The sequence below is a fragment of the Paracoccus sp. (in: a-proteobacteria) genome (assembly GCF_030538755.1).
In the GTDB taxonomy this organism is placed as follows: Bacteria; Pseudomonadota; Alphaproteobacteria; order Rhodobacterales; family Rhodobacteraceae; genus Paracoccus.
Map to the genome: position 1 here is coordinate 105,558 of NZ_JAUNTJ010000004.1, position 18,687 is coordinate 124,244.

Consider the following 18,687-nt stretch of genomic DNA (forward strand, 5'->3'; position numbering starts at 1 on the left):
GGGCGCGGCGGGTTATTGTTCGATCACATCCAGCACGCCGGGCACGGCGCGCAGCATCTGCCGCGCGGGCGGGGTGACGGGCAGGTTGTCGGCGACCTGAATTTCCACGATCCGCCCCTCATCGGGCAGGCGCAGCAGAATCGGGCCGCGCGCGCGCGGGCTGGCGCTGACCGCCTGACCGATCTGGGCCAGCATTTCAGCCAGTTGCGGCACCACGCCCGCATCGGCGATCTCGACCGCCAGCGCACCCGCGCCCGCATCGGCGATCACCTGATCCAGCAGCGTGACGGAATTGGCCAGCATCTTGACCTCATCCCCCGATGGCTCGACCTTGACCTGCAAGACCACGTTCTGCCCCGGTTCCAGCTTGTCGCGGCTGGCGTTCAGCAGATCGGAAAACACCGTCACCTCATACAGCCCGGTGGGATCGGACAGGCTGACAAAGGCATATTGCGTGCCCTTGGCCGATTTGCGTTCCTGCCGCGCGCCGACCGTGCCGGCGATATTGGCGACCAGGGGGCCGCCCGCCGCATCGGCCACGATTTCCGCCAGAGTCTGCACCTTTTTGCGGCGCAGGGCGGGCAGGTAATCGTCCAGCGGATGCCCCGACAGGTAAAAGCCGATGGCGGTATGTTCCTCGCCCAGCTTTTCGGTCGGCAACCAGATGGCGGCGGTGGCCGGGCGCGGCGGGGGCAGATCCTCGCCGCCGCCGAACAGCGACGACTGGTTGGATGCCGCCTGTTCCTGCACCGCCGCCGACCACGCCACCAGCGCATCCAGCGATTTCAGCACCCGCGCGCGGTTCGCATCCAGCACATCGAACGCCCCGGCGCGGGCCAGCATTTCCAGCGGACGCTTGCCCACGCGCTTCATATCGACGCGGCGGGCAAAATCGGTCAGATCGGCAAAGGGCGTGTCGCCGCGCGCCTCCACGATCAGGCGCATCGCCTCTAGCCCCACGCCCTTCAGCGCGCCAAGGGCATAGTGGATGCGTCCCTCGGCCACGGTGAACCTGGGGGCCGAGCGGTTGACGCAGGGGGGCACGATCTCGATGCCCATGCGGTCCGCCTCGCGCTTGTAGATGGCCAGCTTGTCGGTCAGGTGAATATCGCAGTTCATCACCGCGGCCATGAATTCAACCGGATGGTTCGCCTTGAGCCATGCGGTCTGATAGCTGACCACCGCATAGGCCGCCGCGTGGGATTTGTTAAAACCGTAATTGGCAAACTTTTCTAAAAGGTCGAAAACTTCACCGGCCTTTTTCGCATCGACACCGTTGGCCACCGCGCCATCGACGAATTTCGGCCGTTCCTTGGCCATTTCCTCGGCGATCTTTTTGCCCATGGCGCGGCGCAGCAGGTCGGCGCCGCCAAGGCTGTAACCCGCCATCACCTGCGCGATCTGCATCACCTGTTCCTGATAGACGATGATGCCCTGCGTTTCGGCAAGGATATGGTCGATGCTGGGATGGATGGATTCCAGATCGCGCAGTCCGTTCTTGACCTCGCAATAGGTCGGGATGTTTTCCATTGGACCGGGGCGATACAGGGCGACCAGCGCCACGATGTCCTCGATACAGGTCGGGCGCATCCGCCGCAGCGCGTCCATCATGCCTGAACTTTCAACCTGAAACACCGCCACCGTGCGGGCGGATGCGAACAGGTCATAGGTCGGTTTGTCCTCTAGCGGGATGGCGTTGATCTGGTTTTCCGCCCCATCGGGCGGGTCATACAGGCGGCGGCCATCGGCGGCGACATGCAGGGGCCGCCCGCCGCCGTTAATCAGATCGACGGCGTTCTGGATCACCGTCAGGGTTTTCAGGCCCAGAAAGTCGAATTTGACCAGCCCGGCCTGTTCCACCCATTTCATGTTGAACTGCGTCGCCGGCATGTCAGAGGCCGGATCGCGATACAGCGGCACCAGCTGATCCAGCGGGCGGTCGCCGATCACCACCCCGGCGGCGTGGGTCGAGGCGTTGCGATACAGCCCCTCCAGCTTTTCGGCGTAATCCAGCAGGCGGGCGACGACTTCTTCGCGGGCGGCTTCGCGCAGGCGGGGTTCGTCGGCGCGGGCCTTGGTGATGCTGACGGGTTTCACCCCCTCGACCGGGATCATCTTGGACAGGCGATCCACCTGACCGAAGGGCATCTGCAACACCCGGCCCACATCGCGCACGGCGGCCTTGGACAGCAGCGCGCCAAAGGTGATGATCTGCCCCACCTTGTCGGCACCGTATTTCTGCTGAACATAGTGGATCACCTCTTCCCGGCGATCCATGCAAAAGTCGATGTCGAAATCCGGCATCGACACCCGTTCCGGGTTCAGGAACCGTTCGAACAGCAGGGAATAGCGCAGCGGGTCAAGGTCGGTGATGGTCAGCGCATAGGCCACCAGCGACCCGGCCCCCGACCCCCGGCCCGGCCCCACGGGGATGTCATGTTCCTTGGCCCATTTGATGAAATCGGCCACGATCAGGAAATAGCCGGGAAAGCCCATCTGTTCGATGATGCCCAGTTCAAAGGCCAGCCGCTTTTCGTATTCCTCGACCGGCACGGCATGAGGGATCACCGCCAGCCGGTCGGCCAGCCCCTGTTTGGCCTGACGGCGCAGTTCGTTCACCTCGTCATCGGCGAATCGGGGCAGGATCGGCTTGTGCCTGGCCACCGCAAAGGCGCAGCGGCGGGCGATCTCGACGGTGTTTTCCAGCGCCTCGGGCAGATCGGCGAACAGCACCGCCATTTCCTCGGGGGTTTTGAAGTAATGCTGCGGCGTCAGGCGGCGGCGGGGCTGGGGCTGATCGACATAAGCCTTTTCGGCGATGCAGATCAGCGCGTCATGCGCCTCATACATGTCGGGCTTGGGGAAATAGACGTCATTGGTGGCGACCAGCGGCAGGGCCAGATCATAGGCCAGCGCGATCAGGCCGGGTTCCGAGGCAACCTCGGCTGGCACGGGATTGCCGCCCGCGTCGTGATGGCGCTGCAATTCGACATACAGCCGCCCGGCAAAACCCGCCGCCAGCCGCTGCGCCAAGGCCCGCGCCGCATCGGCGTGACCGGCGGCGATCATCTGCCCGATGCTGCCCTCTGCCCCGCCGGTCAGCAGAATCAGCCCCTCGGCATGGGATTCCAGTTCCTCGACCGTCACATGCGCCGGTGCGCCCCCCTGCCGCAGATACAGGCAGGACGACAGCGCCATCAGGTTCAGCCAGCCCGCACGGTTCTGCGCCAGGGCCACCACCGGCCCGGCAGGCCCGCCATCGGGGGCCAGCGTGATCTGGCAACCGATGATCGGCTGCACGCCTTCGCCCACCGCCTTGACGGAAAATTCCAGCGCCGCGAACATGGCATTGCTGTCGGTCAGCGCCACGGCGGGCATCCCGGCAGCGGCGGCCAGTTTGGCCAGTTTGCCTACGGGAATGGCACCTTCCAGCAAGGAATGCTCGGAATGGCAGCGCAGGTGGATAAAGCGGGGCAGTTCGGTGGGCTGTGACATGACGGCAACCTAGGCGCGGGGCGCGATCTGTGCAATTGCCGGTCGCAGCGGTTAGGGGCTAATCTGACCGGACGGACAAACATCAGGGGGCAGGCTTGGACCAGCCGATCTTTCGCGCAGAGGGCTTGGGCAAGTCCTATCCCGGTGTCCGGGCGAATGACGACGTGTCCTTTACCGTCGCGCCCGGCGAAATCCACGCGCTGCTGGGCGAAAACGGTGCCGGGAAATCGACGCTGGTCAAGATGATCTATGGCCTTGTGCGCCCCGACGATGGCCGGATGGAGCTGGCGGGCCGCCCCCATACCCCCACCGATCCGCGCGCCGCCCGCGCCGCTGGCGTGGCCATGGTGTTCCAGCATTTCAGCCTGTTCGATGCGCTGAGCGTGGCGGAAAACGTGGCGCTTGGCATGGAAAACCCGCCGCCCCGGCGCGAACTGGCGGCGCGAATCGCGCAGGTCAGCCGCGACTTTGGCCTGCCGCTGGTGCCGGGGCGGCTGGTCGCCACGCTGTCGGCGGGCGAACGGCAGCGGGTCGAAATCATCCGCTGCCTGCTGCAAAACCCGCGCCTGCTGATTATGGACGAACCGACCAGCGTGCTGACGCCGCAGGAATCCGATCTGCTGTTTTCCACCCTGCGCAAGCTGGCCGATCGCGGCACGGCGATTCTGTATATCAGCCACAAGCTGGAAGAAATCCGCGGCCATTGCGACCGCGCCACGATCCTGCGGCACGGGCGGGTGGTCGGCTCGGTCGATCCGCGCCAGCATTCGGCGCGGGAACTGGCGGCGATGATGGTGGGCGCGGAAATGCGCCGGATCGACCGCAGCGGGCGTCAGCCGGGCGCGGATCTGCTGGCGGTGCGCGCGCTGTCGCGGCCCGCCCCCACGGCCGAGGGCACGGCCCTGCGCGACATCACCCTGACCCTTCGCGCGGGCGAGATTCTGGGCATCGGCGGCGTGGCCGGAAACGGGCAAGAGGAACTGCTGGCCGCCCTGTCGGGCGAGGTCACAGCGCGCCCCGGCACCATCATGCTGGAGGGGCGCGACCTGTCGCAAGCCGGGCCAGAGGCACGCCGCGGCGCCGGGCTGCTGGCCGCGCCGGAAGACCGGCTGGGCCATGCCGCCGTGCCCGACTTCAGCCTGACCGACAACGCCATCCTGACCGCCGCGCAGCGCCAGTCGCTGTTGCGCGGCGGGCTGATCGACCGGGGCGCGGCCCGCGCCTTTGCCGAACGGGTGATCCGCGATTTCGACGTGCGCACCCCCGGCCCCGGCACCGCCGCGCGGGCGCTGTCGGGCGGCAATCTGCAAAAATTCGTCATCGGGCGCGAGGTTCTGCAACAGCCCCGCGTGCTGGTGGTGAACCAGCCGACATGGGGCGTGGATGCCGGTGCCGCCGCCGCCGTCCGTCAGTCGCTGCTGGATCTGGCGCGCGGGGGGGCGGGCGCCATCGTCATCTCTCAGGATCTGGACGAGCTTATGGAACTGTCTGACCGCTTTTGCGCCCTGAACGAAGGCCGCCTGTCCGAACCCCGCCCGACCGAGGGGCTGACGCTGGATCAGATCGGCCTGATGCTGGGCGGGGCGCATGGCATGGCCGAGGCGCGGATATGATCCGGCTGGAACCCCGGCGCGAAGGCTCGCGCCTGTGGCAGTTCGGCGCGCCGGTCGCCGCCGTGCTGGCCACGATGCTGACCGGCGGGCTGCTGTTCGCGCTGATGGGCTTTGACCCGGTGGCGGCGATCCGCACGATCTTCTGGGACCCGCTGTTCGGCGCGGCGGCCAGCTATTCCCGGCCGCAATTGCTGATAAAGGCCGCGCCGCTGATCCTGATCGCATCGGGGCTGGCGGTCGGCTTTCGCGCCGGGATCTGGAACATCGGGGCCGAGGGGCAGTATATCATCGGCGCGATCTGCGGCGCGGCGGTGGCGCTGGCCATGTATCCCGCGCCGGGCTGGTGGATTTTCCCGGCCATGGTCATCGCGGGTGCCGCCGGGGGCTGGGCCTGGGGCATGATTCCGGCCCTGCTGAAGAACTGGTTCGGCGCATCCGAGATTCTGGTATCGCTGATGCTGGTCTATGTGGCGCAGCGGGTGGCCGCATGGATGGCCTTTGGCCCGATGAAAAACCCCGAAGGATTCGGCTTTCCCGGATCGCGCAACCTGCAACAATACCCCGCCGCCGCAAACCCGGAACTGATCGCGGGCACCGGCGCGCATTGGGGCGTGATCGCCGCCGCCATTGCCGTGCTGGCGACATGGCTGCTGATGGATCGCCACATCCGCGGGCTGCATATCCGCGCCGCCGGTCTGGCCCCGCGCGCGGCCCGCTTTGCCGGGGTCAGGCCGCAGGTGCTGGTGGCCTTTTGCCTTGGCCTGTCGGGCGCGCTGGCCGGGATGGCCGGGCTGTTCGAGGCCGCAGGCCCCGCCGGGCAGATCACCGACAAGATCGGCGTCGGCTACGGTTTTACCGCGATCATCGTCGCCTTTCTGGGGCGGCTGCATCCGGTCGGCATCCTGCTGGCCGGGCTGCTGCTGGCGCTGACCTATATCGGCGGCGAGTTGGCGCAACTGATGCTGAACCTGCCCGCCGCCAGCGTGCAGGTGTTTCAGGGGATGCTGCTGTTCTTTCTGCTGGCCTTCGACCTGCTGACCCGGTTCCGCATCCGCTGGGGGAAGGCCGCATGACCGATGCGCCCCTTCCCTCGCCGCTGAAGTTCATCGGGGCCGTGCTCTACGGGATGTTTCTCGGCTTTGCGCCGGGCATTTTTATCATGCTGGCGCTGCGGAGTTCAGTTCAGGACGCGCTGCTTATCATCGCCGGGGTCATCGTCTTTGCCCTGTTGTATCATCTGCTGGGGTGGCTCTTGGTTCTTGGACCGTTTTACGCCCTGCGCTGGCTGTGGCACCAAGCGATCGGTCGCCAACCCGAGCCTGAACCCGAATCGCCCATACGGGCGCACTGGACGCTGATCGCCGGCTTTTGGTCCGGTGTTGCACTGACTTGCCTGATGATCGCATACGGCAATCTGGGTGGATAGGATGACATCATGATGAACCTTGCCACGCTTTTGCCGATGCTGCTGGCCGCCAGCACCCCGATCCTGTTCGCCGCCCTGGGCGAGCTGGTGGCCGAACGCGCGGGCGTTCTGAACCTCGGGGTCGAGGGGATGATGATTACCGGCGCGCTGGCCGGGTTCGCCGCCGCCTATGTCACCGGGAATCCGTTCATCGGCTTTGTCGCGGCGGCGGTTGCGGGGGCGGCCGTGTCGGTGCTGTTCGGGGTGGTGACGCAATATCTGCTGGCCAATCAGGTCGCATCCGGCCTTGCGCTGACGCTGTTCGGGCTGGGTTTGGCCGCCATGTTCGGGCGCAGCTATGAAGGGGTCAAGGCGCCCGCGATGGCCGCCGGCCCGCTGGGGCTGAACTGGATGATCTGGGTCGGGCTGGCGATGGTGCCGCTGATCTGGTGGTTCCTGTCGCGCAGCCGCGCCGGGCTGATCCTGCGCGCCGTCGGCGAAAACCACGAGGCGGCGCACGGGCTGGGCTATCCGGTGCGGCGGGTGCGGATGGGCGCGATCATGTTCGGCGGCGCGATGGCCGGGATGGGCGGGGCGTTCATTTCCATCGCAACCGTGCTGCAATGGACCGAGGGCATGACGGCGGGCGCGGGCTGGATCGCGCTGGCCATCGTCGTCTTTGCGGGCTGGACGCCGCTGGGTGTGCTGGCCGGGGCGTGGCTGTTTGGCGGCGTCACCGTGCTGCAACTGCGGCTGCAAGCCGCCGGGGCCGCCGTGCCGGTGCAACTGTTGTCGATGGCCCCCTATCTTGCCACGATCATCGTGCTGGTGCTGATTTCAGCCCGGCAGAAATACAGCCGCCGCGCAGGTGGCGGCGCGCCCGCATCGCTGGGCCAGAATTTCCACGCGCTGCGATAGCGCGCCAACAGAGAGGGTAAACAACATGAAACGCAGAACCATGCTGAAATCCGGCACCATCGCCGCCGCCGTGCTGGCCATGGGCCTGCCCGCGCTGGCGCAGGACGAACCGCTGAAGGTCGGCTTTATCTATGTCGGCCCGGTGGGCGATGGCGGCTGGACCTATCAGCACGATCTGGCCCGGCAGGCGGTCGAGGCGGAATATGGCGACCGGGTGGAAACCAGCTTTATCGAATCCGTTCCCGAAGGGGCCGATGCCGAACGCGCGCTGACCCAGCTTGCGCTGGCCGGGAACAAGCTGATCTTTGCCACCTCGTTCGGGTTCATGGACGCCACCATCAACGTCGCGCAGCGGTTCCCGGATGTGAAATTCGAACATGCCACCGGCTATAAGACGGCGGAAAACGTATCCACCTATGACGCGCGCTTTTACGAAGGCCGGGCGGTGATCGGCACCATGGCGGGCCGGATGACCGAAACGAACAAGATCGGCTATATCGGTTCCTTCCCGATCCCCGAGGTGATTCAGGGCATCAACTCGGCCTATATCCACGCCAAAAAGGTCAACCCGGATGTCGAAATGCGGGTGGTCTGGGTCTATAGCTGGTTCGACCCCGCAAAAGAGGCCGACGCCGCCGCCGCCCTGATCGCCGAAGGCGTGGACGTGTTCATGCAGCACACCGATTCCACCGCGCCGCTGGCCAAGGCGCAGGAAGCCGGGGTTCTGGGCTTTGGGCAGGCATCCGACATGTCGAACTTTGCCCCCAACCCGCGTGTGGCATCCATCATCGACCACTGGGACCCCTACTATATCCGGCGCGTCGGTCAGGTTCTGGACGGCACCTGGGAAAGCCAAAGCGTCTGGCTGGGCATCGGTGATGGCGAGGTCGTCATCGGCGAGATCACCGACGCCGTGCCCGCCGAGGTCAAGGCCGAGGCCGAGGCGCTGCGCGACCAGATCGCCGCGGGCGACTATCACCCCTTTACCGGCCCGCTGAAAAAGCAGGACGGCAGCGACTGGCTGGCCGAAGGGCAGGTTGCCTCGGATCAGGAACTGGCGGGGATGAATTTCTACGTCGAGGGCATCACCGCCGCGATGCCGAACTGATCGCATCCCGCGACACGGGGCCGCCGCGCCCCATCAGCCCGGCCCTGACGGCCGGGCTTTTCCCTGCGCAACCGGGCGGCTGGCGCGGGCGTGACGGCGCGGTTATTTGCCGCTGATCTCGTCATCATCGCCGCGCACGCCGCCGACGACACCCAGCGATTTCAGCTTGCGATGCAGGGCGCTGCGCTCCATCCCGACGAATTGCGCGGTGCGGCTGATATTGCCGCCAAAGCGGTTGATCTGGGCCAGCAGGTATTCACGCTCGAACATCTCGCGTGCTTCGCGCAGGGCCATGGCGGTGATCTGCGGGCCAAGCGACAGGGTTTCGCTGTTATCGGGCGTGGCCCCCTGCGGTTCCAGTTCGGCGGGCTGGATCGGGCCGGTGCCGTCGCCCAGGATCAGCACCCGCTCGATCACGTTGCGCAACTGCCGGATATTGCCGGGCCAGCGCATCGCTTGCAGCGCGGCCACGGTTTCATCGGGCAGTTCGCGGGCAGGCAGGCCCTGTTCTTCGTGAAAGCGGTCGATGAAATGGCTGGCCAGCGGGCCGATGTCGTCGCGCCGGTCGGACAGCGCAGGCACCACGACCGGCACCACGTTCAGCCGGTCGAACAGTTCCTGCCGGAACCGCCCGGCGGCGATTTCCGTGGACAGGTCGCGATGCGTGGACGAAATGACGCGCAGATCGACCCGCACCTTGTCAGCCCCGCCCGCCCGCTGAAACTGCTGTTCCGTCAGCACGCGCAGGATCTTGGGCTGGGTTCCCAGCGGCATATCGGCCACTTCGTCGAAATAGATCACGCCGCCATGGGCCTGTTCCAGCAGGCCCGGCTCGATCCCGCGTTCGGGGGTTTCGCGACCAAACAACACTTCTTCCATGCGGTCGGGCGCGATCGAGGCGCAGGGCACGGTGACAAAGGGCGCATCCGCGCGCGGGCTGTGCTGGTGGACATAGCGGGCGGCCAGTTCCTTGCCCGCGCCGGGTTCGCCGGTCAGCATCACCCGGCCATTTGATTTCGCCACCTTGTCCAGATTGTCGCGCAAGCGGCGGAAGGCGGCGGAATTGCCCAGCATTTCCGCCCCGCGCGGATCGCCCCTTTTCAGCGCGCTGTTTTCGCGGCGCAGACGGCTGGTTTCCATCGCGCGGTTGATGACGACCATCAACTGGTCGATGTTGAAGGGCTTTTCGATAAAGTCATAGGCGCCCTGCTTGATCGCCGCGACGGCGATTTCGATATTGCCATGGCCCGAAATGATGACCACCGGCACCTCGGGGTTGTTGCGCTTGACCTGTTTCAGGATGTCGATGCCGTCCATGCGGCTGTCTTTCAGCCAGATGTCCAGAATCATCAGCGCCGGTTCGGCGGCGTTCAGCGCGCTGATCGCCTCGTCTGAATTGGCGGCGGTGCGGGTCTGAAAGCCCTCGTCGCCCAGAATATCCGCGATCAGTTCGCGAATGTCGCGTTCGTCATCGACGATCAGGATGTCGCTCATGTCGTGCCTGTCTGTTCTTGTTTGTGGCGGCGCGCGGTTCCGCGCACCGGGTTGCGTTCCCGCGGAAGGCGGATTTCGGCCAAAGCGCCGGGCTGGCCTTCGGCATCGGAAAGGGTCAGGCTGCCGCCATGTTCCTCGACGATCTTTTTGCAGATCGGCAGGCCAAGGCCGGTGCCCTGCGATTTCATCGTCACATAGGGTTCGAACAGGCGGGTGCGGTCCTGAGGCAGACCGATGCCGTTATCCTGAATGCCGATGGTGACGGCATCGGGGGCGGCGTCCATATGCACGGTGATGCGCGGTTGCCAGCCCTCAGGCGCGTCGGCGGCGCGTTCCTCGACCGCTTCGCCGGCGTTTTTCAGCAGGTTGGTAAAGACCTGCGTCATCATCCCCGCATCGCAATCGACGATCACCGGCGCATCGGGAATATCGGCCTGCACCGCGCCTTTCAGCGCATCCTGCTGCATCAGCACGGAATCGCGCAGCAGCCGGGCAAGGTCGGTTTCAGCGCGGTCGGGTTCGGGCATCCGGGCAAAGCGGCTGAACTCGTCCACGATACGGCGCAGGTCGCCGGTCTGGCGGATGATGACATCGACATATTGATCCAGCGCGGCGCGGTCGGCCTCGCCCGCCAGGGCACCGAATTTGCGGCGCAGGCGTTCGGCGGACAACTGGATCGGCGTCAGCGGGTTCTTGATCTCATGCGCGACGCGGCGGGCGACATCGCCCCATGCCGCCATACGCTGCGCGCTGACCAGTTCGGTCACATCGTCAAAGGCCACCACATAGCCTTCGACCCCGCCGCCCGCAGCCCGGCGCACGGCCATGCGCACCAGCAGGCTTTCGACCCGGCCCTGCCGGTTCAGGCGCACCTCGTCCTGAACGGTTTCGGCCACGGATGACGACAGGCGTTCGAACAGCGGCGCAAATTCCGGCACCGCCACAGCCAGCAGCGCATCAATATCGCGCGCCGCATCCAGCCCCAGCAGCCGCGTGGCCGAGCGGTTCAGAAAGTCGATCTCGCCCGCCGCATCCAGCCCGATGACGCCCGAAGTGACCGATGACAGCACATTGTCGAACAGCCGCCGCTGTTCATCGCTGCTGCGATAGCTTTCGATCAGTTCCTCGCGCTGGGTTTTCAACTGCCGGGTCATGCGGTTGAAGGCCTCGCCAAGGGTCTGGATTTCATCCCCGGTGTCGGGTTCGGGGATCTGGAAATCGAAATTGCCGCCGCCGACCTCTTCGCTGGCTTCGGCCAGCAGACCGATGGGCCGCGACAGGCGCGAGGCGAACCAAAAGCCCAGCCAGATCGCCGCAGCCACCAGCAACAACGCAAAGCCGACATAAACCGCCGAAAATTCCGCTAACAGCCGCCCGCGCGTCTGTTCAAGCTGGCGGTATTCGCCCACGGTGGCGCGGGTATCATCCAGCAGGCCCAGCAGCCGCCCGTCAACGTCGCGGGTCACATAAAGATAGCGGTCGGCCAGCGGCGACAGCGACACCAGCGCGCGATATTCGTTGTTGGGCCAGTCCTCTGACAGCACCAGCCCGTTGGCCTGCGCATTGTCCAGTTCGGCGGGGTCAGGCTGTTCATACCAGAACAGATAGCTGCGTTCGCCGCGCGCCCGGATCGTGCCCGCGCCGTCGATGATATAGGCTTCACGCAGGCCGCGCTGGATCAACCCCTGCCCCTGCGCCAGCAATTCGCGCAGCACGCCGTCTTCGATCAGCGGGTTGGCGCGGCCCGCGCGGGTCAGCACGCTGGCCAGCGCCAGCGCGTCCTCGGTCAGATCGCGGCGGTGTTCGTCGTGATAGGCCTCGGCCGCGGCCTGCGAGGTGGTGACGACCTGTTGCACCCGGTCGGAAAACCACGCCTCCAGCCCGACGTTCACCAGAAACCCGGCCATGATCGCCACCAGAACCGTGGGCACCAGCGTCAGGCCGGTAAAGATGGCGACCAGCCGCGTATGCAGCCGCGATCCGGTGGCAAGAGAGCGGCGGTCGCTGACCAGCCGCGCCAGACGCGCGGCGACGATGCCGATCAGCACGATCAGGTAAAGCAGGTCCAGCAGCAGCACGAAGCGCAGCACGCGCCCCTGCGCCCGCGCGCTGAACGGGCCAAGCACCAGAACCGTTGCCGCGACCAGCGCCACACCCACGGCGAACAGCAGGAACACCCCCGCGTTCACAAGGCGGCGGTGACGGCGCAACCGCGCCAGCCTGTTCCGTGTCGTGCTTGCCAAACGGCCTGTCATCTGCCCCGCCCCGCCGTCTTGTGCGGCGTTACCTGTTGCAGCGGCGATACGGTGCCGCTGTCACATGTGGCGGTTTTACATCAGTTTGCGGCGCCTTGTCACCTCGATATTCAGATCGGTCAGTTTCTTGCGCAACGTATTGCGGTTGATCCCCAAAAGATCGGCGCACCGCAGTTGATTTCCGCCGGTCGCATCCAGCGCCACCTGCAACAGCGGCTTTTCGATTTCGCGCAAAATGCGGTCATACAGCCCCGGAGGCGGCAGCGCATCGCCGTGCAGGTCGAAATAGCGTTGCAGATGCGCCTCGACCGAATCCGACAGCCTCGCCCCTGCGGGCGGGGGCGAGGCGGTGACGCTGGCCGCAGCCTGCCCGCCCTGCGCCAACCCCTCGCCGCCCAGACCGGCAGGCACGCCATAGGCGGTGGACTGGGCCAGCGCCTCGTGCACTTCGGCGGCGCTGATGGCGGCGGAGCTGGCGGTCAGCGCCAGACGGCGGGTCAGGTTTTCCAGCTCGCGCACGTTGCCGGGAAAGGGGTGCGCGCGCAGCAGGGCGGCGGCTTCGTCGGACAGGCTGCGCTCGGGCAGGCCCTGCGCGGCGGCGCGGGTCAGCAGGTGACGCGCCAGCGGCAGGATGTCATCGACGCGGGCGCGCAAGGGCGGCACGGCCACCGTCACCCCGGCCAGCCGGTAATACAGATCCGCGCGCAACCGGCCTGCGGCGACATCGGCCTGCGGATCAGGCCCGGTGGTGGACACGATGCGCGGCGCACGATCCGCGCCCTGACCGGATTCCCAGCCCTCGATCATGCCGATCAGGCGGGCCTGCGCGGCGCTGTCGAACCCGACCGGGTTTTCGATGACCAGCGTGCCCCCGGCGGCCCGCCCGGCGGCGGCAGCGATGGCGGCATCCCCCGCATCCGCCGCCGTCAGCACGGCAAAGCCGCGATCCGCGCGTTCCGACAGATCATGGAACGAGCGCGCCACCATGGTCTTGCCGACGCCCGCCTCGCCCGCGATCATCACCGGCAGGTCGGCGTTCAGCACCCGCGCCACCATCCGAAACAGCGCCTGCATGGCGGGCGCAGCCCCGATCAGCGGCAGCGGCGCGCCGGGGGCGGCACCTTCGCCCGTCATCACCGTCACCCCATCGGCGGGCAACAGCGCAGCGGCGGCAGCGGCATCGGGCGCAGGGTCGGGCCGGCGGCGCGGACGGCGCGACAGCGCCTGCCCCGCCTTGGCCATCAGCTCGGGCAGGTCGAACGGCTTGGGCAGGTAATCAAACGCCGCCGCCTCGGTCGCGCGGATGGCGGTGACGATGGTGTTCTGCGCCGAGATCACGATCACCGGCAGGTCGGGCCGCGCCTTGTGCATGGCGGGTATCCGGTCGATGCCATTGCCGTCGGGCATCATCACATCGGTGATGACCAGATCGCCGCGCCCTTCCTCGACCCATTTGGCAAGCTGCGTCAGCGATCCGGTGGCGTGAACGCGGCATCCCGCGCGCGTCAGCGCCTGCGTCAAGACGGTGCGGATGGTGCGGTCGTCGTCGGCAATCAGAACCGTTCCGTCCATGGCATATCCTTTCTAAACGGCTTTGGGCAGTGAAATACGGAAAAGCGTGCGGCCGGGGCGCGATTCGACCCGGATGGCGGCACCATGATCGGTGATGATCTTGCTGACCAGCGCCAGCCCCAGCCCGGTGCCGTTTTCACGCCCGGAAACAAAGGGTTCGAACACCTGATCGGCGATTTCGGGCGGCAGGCCGGGGCCGTCGTCCTCGATCTCGATCTGCAAGGGCAGCGGGCGGCTGACCGGCCCGGCCAGCCGGACGCCGCCGTCATACAGGCTGCGCAGCCGGATGGTGCCGCCGATGCCCGATGCGGTGATCGCCTCGGCGGCGTTTTTCACCAGATTCAGGCAGACCTGCGTCATCTGATCCGCATCAATCATCGCAGGCGGCAACGAGGGGTCGTATTCCGGCACCAGCACCAGCCCGCGCGCAAAGCCCGCCTGCGCGGACCGGCGCACCCGTTCCAGCACGTCATGCACATTCACCGCCACCTGATGCGGCGGCGAGGTATCGCCGAACCGTTCCACCTGATCCAGCAGCGACACGATGCGGCGCGATTCAGCGACGATCATTTCCGCCATCTCGCGATCCTCGGGCGAGGCGTTCATCGCCATCAACTGCGCCGCGCCGCGAATACCCGCCAGCGGGTTCTTGATCTCATGCGCCAGCATTTCGGCCATGCCGATGGCGCTGCGGGCCGCTGTCTTGACCTTGCGCTGATCGGCGCCGATCTCGGGCACGATCATCAGCGTCACCCCCACGCCGCGCGGCGCGCGCGCGATGTGCAGCCTGCCGGTGCGCGACCGATGCCGCCCGGCCCGGTCGCCGATGTCAAAGCGCACCCCCGGCAGGATCTGCCCGTCGTCGGTGGCAAAGACCCGCGCGATCAGCGGCACGGGCGAGGGGTCGATCCGCAGCCGGTCGGCCTTGTCGCCCGCGTCCAGCGGCTTGCCCAGCAGGCTGCGGCGCGACAGGTTCAGCCAGACCTCGGCCGCTTCGTTGATGGCCAGCACCCGCCCCTCGGCATCGAGGATCAGCGCGGGCAGCGGCAGCGCCTCCCATTCCGCGCCGGGAAAGACGGGGCCGGGGGGCGGTCTTGAACCGGGCGGGACGGGCGTCATGCGGCACCCCGCGTCACGGGATCGGCATCGGGATCGCCCGCCGCATCGGCATAGACCGAGCGGATCAGCGCCATGGCCGCCGCCGGGTCCGGCGCGCGCATCAGCGCCGCGCGGCCCGCAGGATCGGCGCGGTTGGCATCGGCATACCAGCCCAGATGCTTGCGCGCGACGCGCAGGCCCAGATCGCGCCCATACAGCGACAGGATGTCATCGTAATGCGCCGCCACCGCATCGGCCAGCGCCGCGCCTCGTGGAATGACCGGCGCGGGCGTGCCGCACAGCTCATGCGCGATCTGCGCCAGCCGCCAGGGCGCACCCTGCGCCCCTCGCCCGACCATCACCGCCTCGGCCCCCGACTGATCCAGCGCCGCGCGGGCACTGGCGGCATTCACCACGTCGCCATTCGCGACCAAGGGGGGGCGCCCCGGCAGGTTCGCCACATCGCGGATCGCCGCCCAATCGGCCTGCCCGGTATAGAACTGCGCCCGCGTGCGGCCATGCACCGTCAGCATGGCCACGCCCGCATCGCACGCCCTCCGGGCCAGTTCGGGCGCGTTCAGGCAATCGCCGTCCCAGCCCAGCCGCATCTTGACCGTGACCGGCACCGTCACCGCATCGCGGACGGCAGCAATCAGCGACAGCGCCAGATCCAGATCGCGCATCAGCGCCGCGCCCGACAGGCCGCCCGTCACCTTTTTCGCCGGGCAGCCCATGTTGATGTCGATGACCCGCGCGCCCATGTCCGCCACGATGCGCGCGGTTTCGGCCATCGCCCCGGCCTCGCGCCCGGCGATCTGGACGCTGACGGGCGCGTGGCCTTCGGTCAGGGCCTTGGCGCGCACGGCAGCGCGGGTCGAGGGGCGGGGCGTGACCATCTCTGTCGAGGCCACCATCTCGCTGACCATCAGCCCGGCACCGCCATGGCGCTGCACAGCGCGGCGAAAGGGCAGATCGGTGATCCCGGCCATCGGCGCCAGAAACACCGGCGAGGTCAGGGCAAAGTCACCAAGGGTGATCGGGGCGTATCGCGGCATTCTTGATCCTTTGGCATTGCATCGCCCCGCCCTGCCGCGGGGTCCAGCGCACTACCGGGATATGGGCAGAACCGCCGCGCAGGAAACCCCCGACCGCCCGTTTTCCGCGCATTCTGCCGGTTTTTTCGGCAAAAAGCTGACAGATCGGCGCTGCGGCCATGTCGCATCGCCCCGCCCGTCAGGTCGCATTCGGACTGGCCGCACGACCCGGCGCATGGTCTGATACGCCTGTTCGCCATCTCTTTCCCCAGACCCGAGGCCGCATGTTCCTGTCCGTGTTCGATCTGTTCAAGGTGGGCGTTGGCCCTTCGTCCTCGCATACGATGGGACCGATGGTTGCCGGGGCGCGCTTTCTGGCGGCGCTGCGCGAACAGCCGTTCCGCGCCCACGGGCTGCGCGCCAGCCTGCACGGATCGCTGGCCTTTACCGGGCGCGGCCATGCCACCGACCGTGCCACCATTCTGGGGCTGGCCGGGTTCGTGCCCGAAACGCTGGATGCCGATGCCGCCGAGGCCGCGCTGGCCGCCAACCGCGACACCAAGACCCTGACGCCCGAGGGGCTGCCGGACCTGCGCTTTGATCCCGAAACCGACCTGACCTTCGATTTCGGCCCTGCCCTGCCCGGCCATGCGAACGGCATGATTCTGGCGGCGACCGATGCGCAGGGCGACGTCATCTATCAGCAGACCTATTATTCCATCGGCGGCGGCTTTGTTCTGACCGAGGCAGAACTGGCCGCACGCGGCGACGACACCCGCTCGGACGATGCGCCCAAGGTGCCGTTCCCCTTTGCCAGCGCGGCGCAGATGCTGGAAATGGCCGAACAGTCGGGCAAATCCATCGCGCAGATGAAGCGCGCCAATGAGCGGGTGCATCGCAGCGAGGCCGAGATCGACCAGCGCCTGAACCGCATCTGGCAGGTGATGCGCGACTGCATGGAGCGCGGGCTGAACACCGGCGGCATCCTGCCCGGCGGGCTGTCGATCCGCCGCCGGGCCATGGGCATCCGCGACAGCCTGATCGCCGAACGCGGCATGAACCTGACCGCGCCACATGTCATCAACGACTGGATGTCCACCTATGCCATGGCCGTGAACGAGGAAAACGCCGCCGGCGGGCAGGTCGTCACCGCGCCGACGAATGGCGCGGCGGGAGTGGTGCCCGCCGTGATCCGTTACTGGCTGGATCATGTGCCCGGTGCATCCGAACGCGTCCTGCCCGATTTCCTGCTGACCGCCGCCGCCATCGGCGGGCTGATTAAACACAACGCCAGCATATCGGGTGCCGAATGCGGCTGTCAGGCCGAGGTGGGTTCGGCCAGCGCCATGGCCGCTGCCGGTCTGGCCGCCGTTCTGGGCGGCACCCCGCAGCAGATCGAAAACGCCGCCGAAATCGCGCTGGAACATCACCTTGGCATGACCTGCGATCCGGTGCGCGGGCTGGTGCAGGTGCCCTGCATCGAACGCAACGGTCTGGGCGCGATCAAGGCGGTGTCGGCGGCATCGCTGGCGTTGCGCGGCGACGGCACGCATTTCGTGCCGCTGGATGCCGCCATCGAAACCATGCGCCAGACCGGCGTGGACATGTCGGAAAAATACAAGGAAACCTCGCTGGGTGGTCTGGCGGTGAATGTGCCGAACTGTTGAAGCGGATATTCACCGATCCCCGCCGCCTGCCCCGCTTTGCGCTGGACGGGCGTGGCGCGGCTTTGTAACGCTGTTGCAAAACAGACCGGATTTTCGGGGGATATTGATATGAAGATGCGTCTGGCCGCACTGGCCGTTCTGCCCTTTGCGCTGGCAGCCTGCGACATGGCCGGCCTCAGCCGCCAACCCGCCGAAGACCCGGCTGCGACCGAGGAACCGGCAGGCCCGCCGCGCCCGCCCGAGGTATCGCCCCTGCAACAGCCGATCGAGATCGCGGGCGCCGAACAGCGCGCCGTCGCCACAGCCGAGGCCAGCACCGTGGACACCCGGTCCTTCATGGCGCAGGGCGAGGGCTGGTCGGTCGAGATTCAGGGCGACGTGGCGCAATACCGGCGCGGCGGCAACCCGCGCAGCGTGGCGGTGAACCGTCTGGTTTTCGCGCGCGGCGTTGAATATGTCGGCGTGCTGGACGGCGCCCCCTTTGCGTTGACCATCCGTGGCACCGCCTGCGGCAATGCGCCGATGACCGCCAGCCTGCGCGCCGGTGGCCGCACGCTGAGCGGCTGCGCCGCCCCGGCCGAGGCCCGCACCCTGCCGCGCCCGGCTCCGCAACCGGCTGCCCGCGCCACCACCAGCCGCCCTGCGGCAACCCGCCCGGCCGCAACCCCGGCCCCCGCATCGCGCCCGGCGACGACGCCAGCAGCGGAAACCCCGGCGACGCCCGCGCCCTCGACAGCCACCACACCGGCGACCCCACCCGCGGCAGAACCGGCAACGCCTGCCACTCCGACCACCCCGGCGGCACCGGCACCGGCCACGCCCGCCACTCCGGCACCGGCGGCGGAACCGGCGGCACCTGCTGCTGCCAGCGCACCGGCCACGCCAGCACCGGCGCAGGCTCCCTCGTCACCGCTGACGCCGGAACTGCCGCCGATGCTGACCTCGCCTTTTGCGGAATAACGATCCGCAGCATATCATCCGGCCCGCCCGCCACAGGGCAGACCGATACAGGGCGGGCTGACACGGGC

The 18,687-nt window shown here is 67.4% G+C and carries 13 protein-coding genes; 7 read left to right on the forward strand and 6 right to left on the reverse strand.

The features are described 5' to 3' along the window. Positions 1 to 12: 12 nt before the first annotated feature. On the reverse strand, positions 13 to 3,495 hold the full coding sequence (gene dnaE, locus Q4G14_RS03790; protein WP_303360393.1) for a DNA polymerase III subunit alpha: 3,483 nt from the start codon (positions 3,493 to 3,495) through the stop codon (positions 13 to 15). Positions 3,496 to 3,590: 95 nt separating this feature from the next. On the opposite strand from dnaE, the gene Q4G14_RS03795 reads away from it, so the two are divergent. The 5 genes from Q4G14_RS03795 to Q4G14_RS03815 are packed head-to-tail and all read left to right on the forward strand — an operon-like array spanning position 3,591 to position 8,539. Next, entirely contained in the window at positions 3,591 to 5,108 is a 1,518-nt protein-coding gene (locus Q4G14_RS03795; RefSeq protein WP_303360394.1) for an ABC transporter ATP-binding protein, read from the forward strand. Beyond that, complete coding sequence (locus Q4G14_RS03800) at positions 5,105 to 6,181, forward strand: ABC transporter permease (protein WP_303360395.1); 1,077 nt, start codon at positions 5,105 to 5,107, stop codon at positions 6,179 to 6,181. Before Q4G14_RS03795 ends, Q4G14_RS03800 begins: the two co-directional genes overlap by 4 nt. Next, the gene (locus Q4G14_RS03805; RefSeq protein WP_303360396.1) at positions 6,178 to 6,534 is read left to right on the forward strand and encodes a hypothetical protein; all 357 of its coding nucleotides are present in this window, start codon (positions 6,178 to 6,180) and stop codon (positions 6,532 to 6,534) included. Before Q4G14_RS03800 ends, Q4G14_RS03805 begins: the two co-directional genes overlap by 4 nt. Positions 6,535 to 6,546: 12 nt before the next feature. Then, positions 6,547 to 7,431 carry an ABC transporter permease gene (locus Q4G14_RS03810; protein WP_303360488.1) on the forward strand — a complete coding sequence of 295 codons (885 nt, stop codon included), beginning with the start codon at positions 6,547 to 6,549 and terminating at the stop codon, positions 7,429 to 7,431. A 25-nt stretch (positions 7,432 to 7,456) separates the two neighbouring features. Then, a complete protein-coding gene (locus tag Q4G14_RS03815) occupies positions 7,457 to 8,539 on the forward strand; it encodes a BMP family ABC transporter substrate-binding protein (protein WP_303360397.1) in 1,083 nt (360 codons plus the stop codon). 102 nt (positions 8,540 to 8,641) lie between these two features. Here Q4G14_RS03815 and Q4G14_RS03820 read toward each other — a convergent pair whose 3' ends face one another. The 5 genes from Q4G14_RS03820 to dusB all read right to left on the reverse strand — a co-directional run bounded on the left by Q4G14_RS03820 (position 8,642) and on the right by dusB (position 16,013). Continuing rightward, on the reverse strand, positions 8,642 to 10,033 hold the full coding sequence (locus Q4G14_RS03820) for a sigma-54 dependent transcriptional regulator (protein WP_303360398.1): 1,392 nt from the start codon (positions 10,031 to 10,033) through the stop codon (positions 8,642 to 8,644). Further along, a complete protein-coding gene (locus Q4G14_RS03825; RefSeq protein ID WP_303360399.1) occupies positions 10,030 to 12,288 on the reverse strand; it encodes a PAS domain-containing sensor histidine kinase in 2,259 nt (752 codons plus the stop codon). Before Q4G14_RS03825 ends, Q4G14_RS03820 begins: the two co-directional genes overlap by 4 nt. 75 nt (positions 12,289 to 12,363) lie before the next feature. Then, positions 12,364 to 13,860 carry a response regulator gene (locus Q4G14_RS03830; protein WP_303360400.1) on the reverse strand — a complete coding sequence of 499 codons (1,497 nt, stop codon included), beginning with the start codon at positions 13,858 to 13,860 and terminating at the stop codon, positions 12,364 to 12,366. Between the two features lie 12 nt (positions 13,861 to 13,872). Then, positions 13,873 to 14,979: a nitrogen regulation protein NR(II) gene (locus tag Q4G14_RS03835; protein ID WP_303360401.1), complete on the reverse strand. Its 1,107-nt coding sequence runs from the start codon at positions 14,977 to 14,979 to the stop codon at positions 13,873 to 13,875. Further along, positions 14,976 to 16,013 carry a tRNA dihydrouridine synthase DusB gene (gene dusB / locus Q4G14_RS03840; RefSeq protein ID WP_303360402.1) on the reverse strand — a complete coding sequence of 346 codons (1,038 nt, stop codon included), beginning with the start codon at positions 16,011 to 16,013 and terminating at the stop codon, positions 14,976 to 14,978. Before dusB ends, Q4G14_RS03835 begins: the two co-directional genes overlap by 4 nt. Positions 16,014 to 16,276: 263 nt before the next feature. On the opposite strand from dusB, the gene Q4G14_RS03845 reads away from it, so the two are divergent. Together Q4G14_RS03845 and Q4G14_RS03850 are read left to right on the forward strand one after the other, a co-directional pair. Next, positions 16,277 to 17,659 (forward strand): L-serine ammonia-lyase, encoded by a 1,383-nt coding sequence (locus Q4G14_RS03845; RefSeq protein WP_303360489.1) that lies wholly within the window; start codon positions 16,277 to 16,279, stop codon positions 17,657 to 17,659. A gap of 108 nt (positions 17,660 to 17,767) precedes the next feature. After that, on the forward strand, positions 17,768 to 18,619 hold the full coding sequence (locus tag Q4G14_RS03850) for a hypothetical protein (protein ID WP_303360403.1): 852 nt from the start codon (positions 17,768 to 17,770) through the stop codon (positions 18,617 to 18,619). Positions 18,620 to 18,687 lie beyond the last annotated feature (68 nt).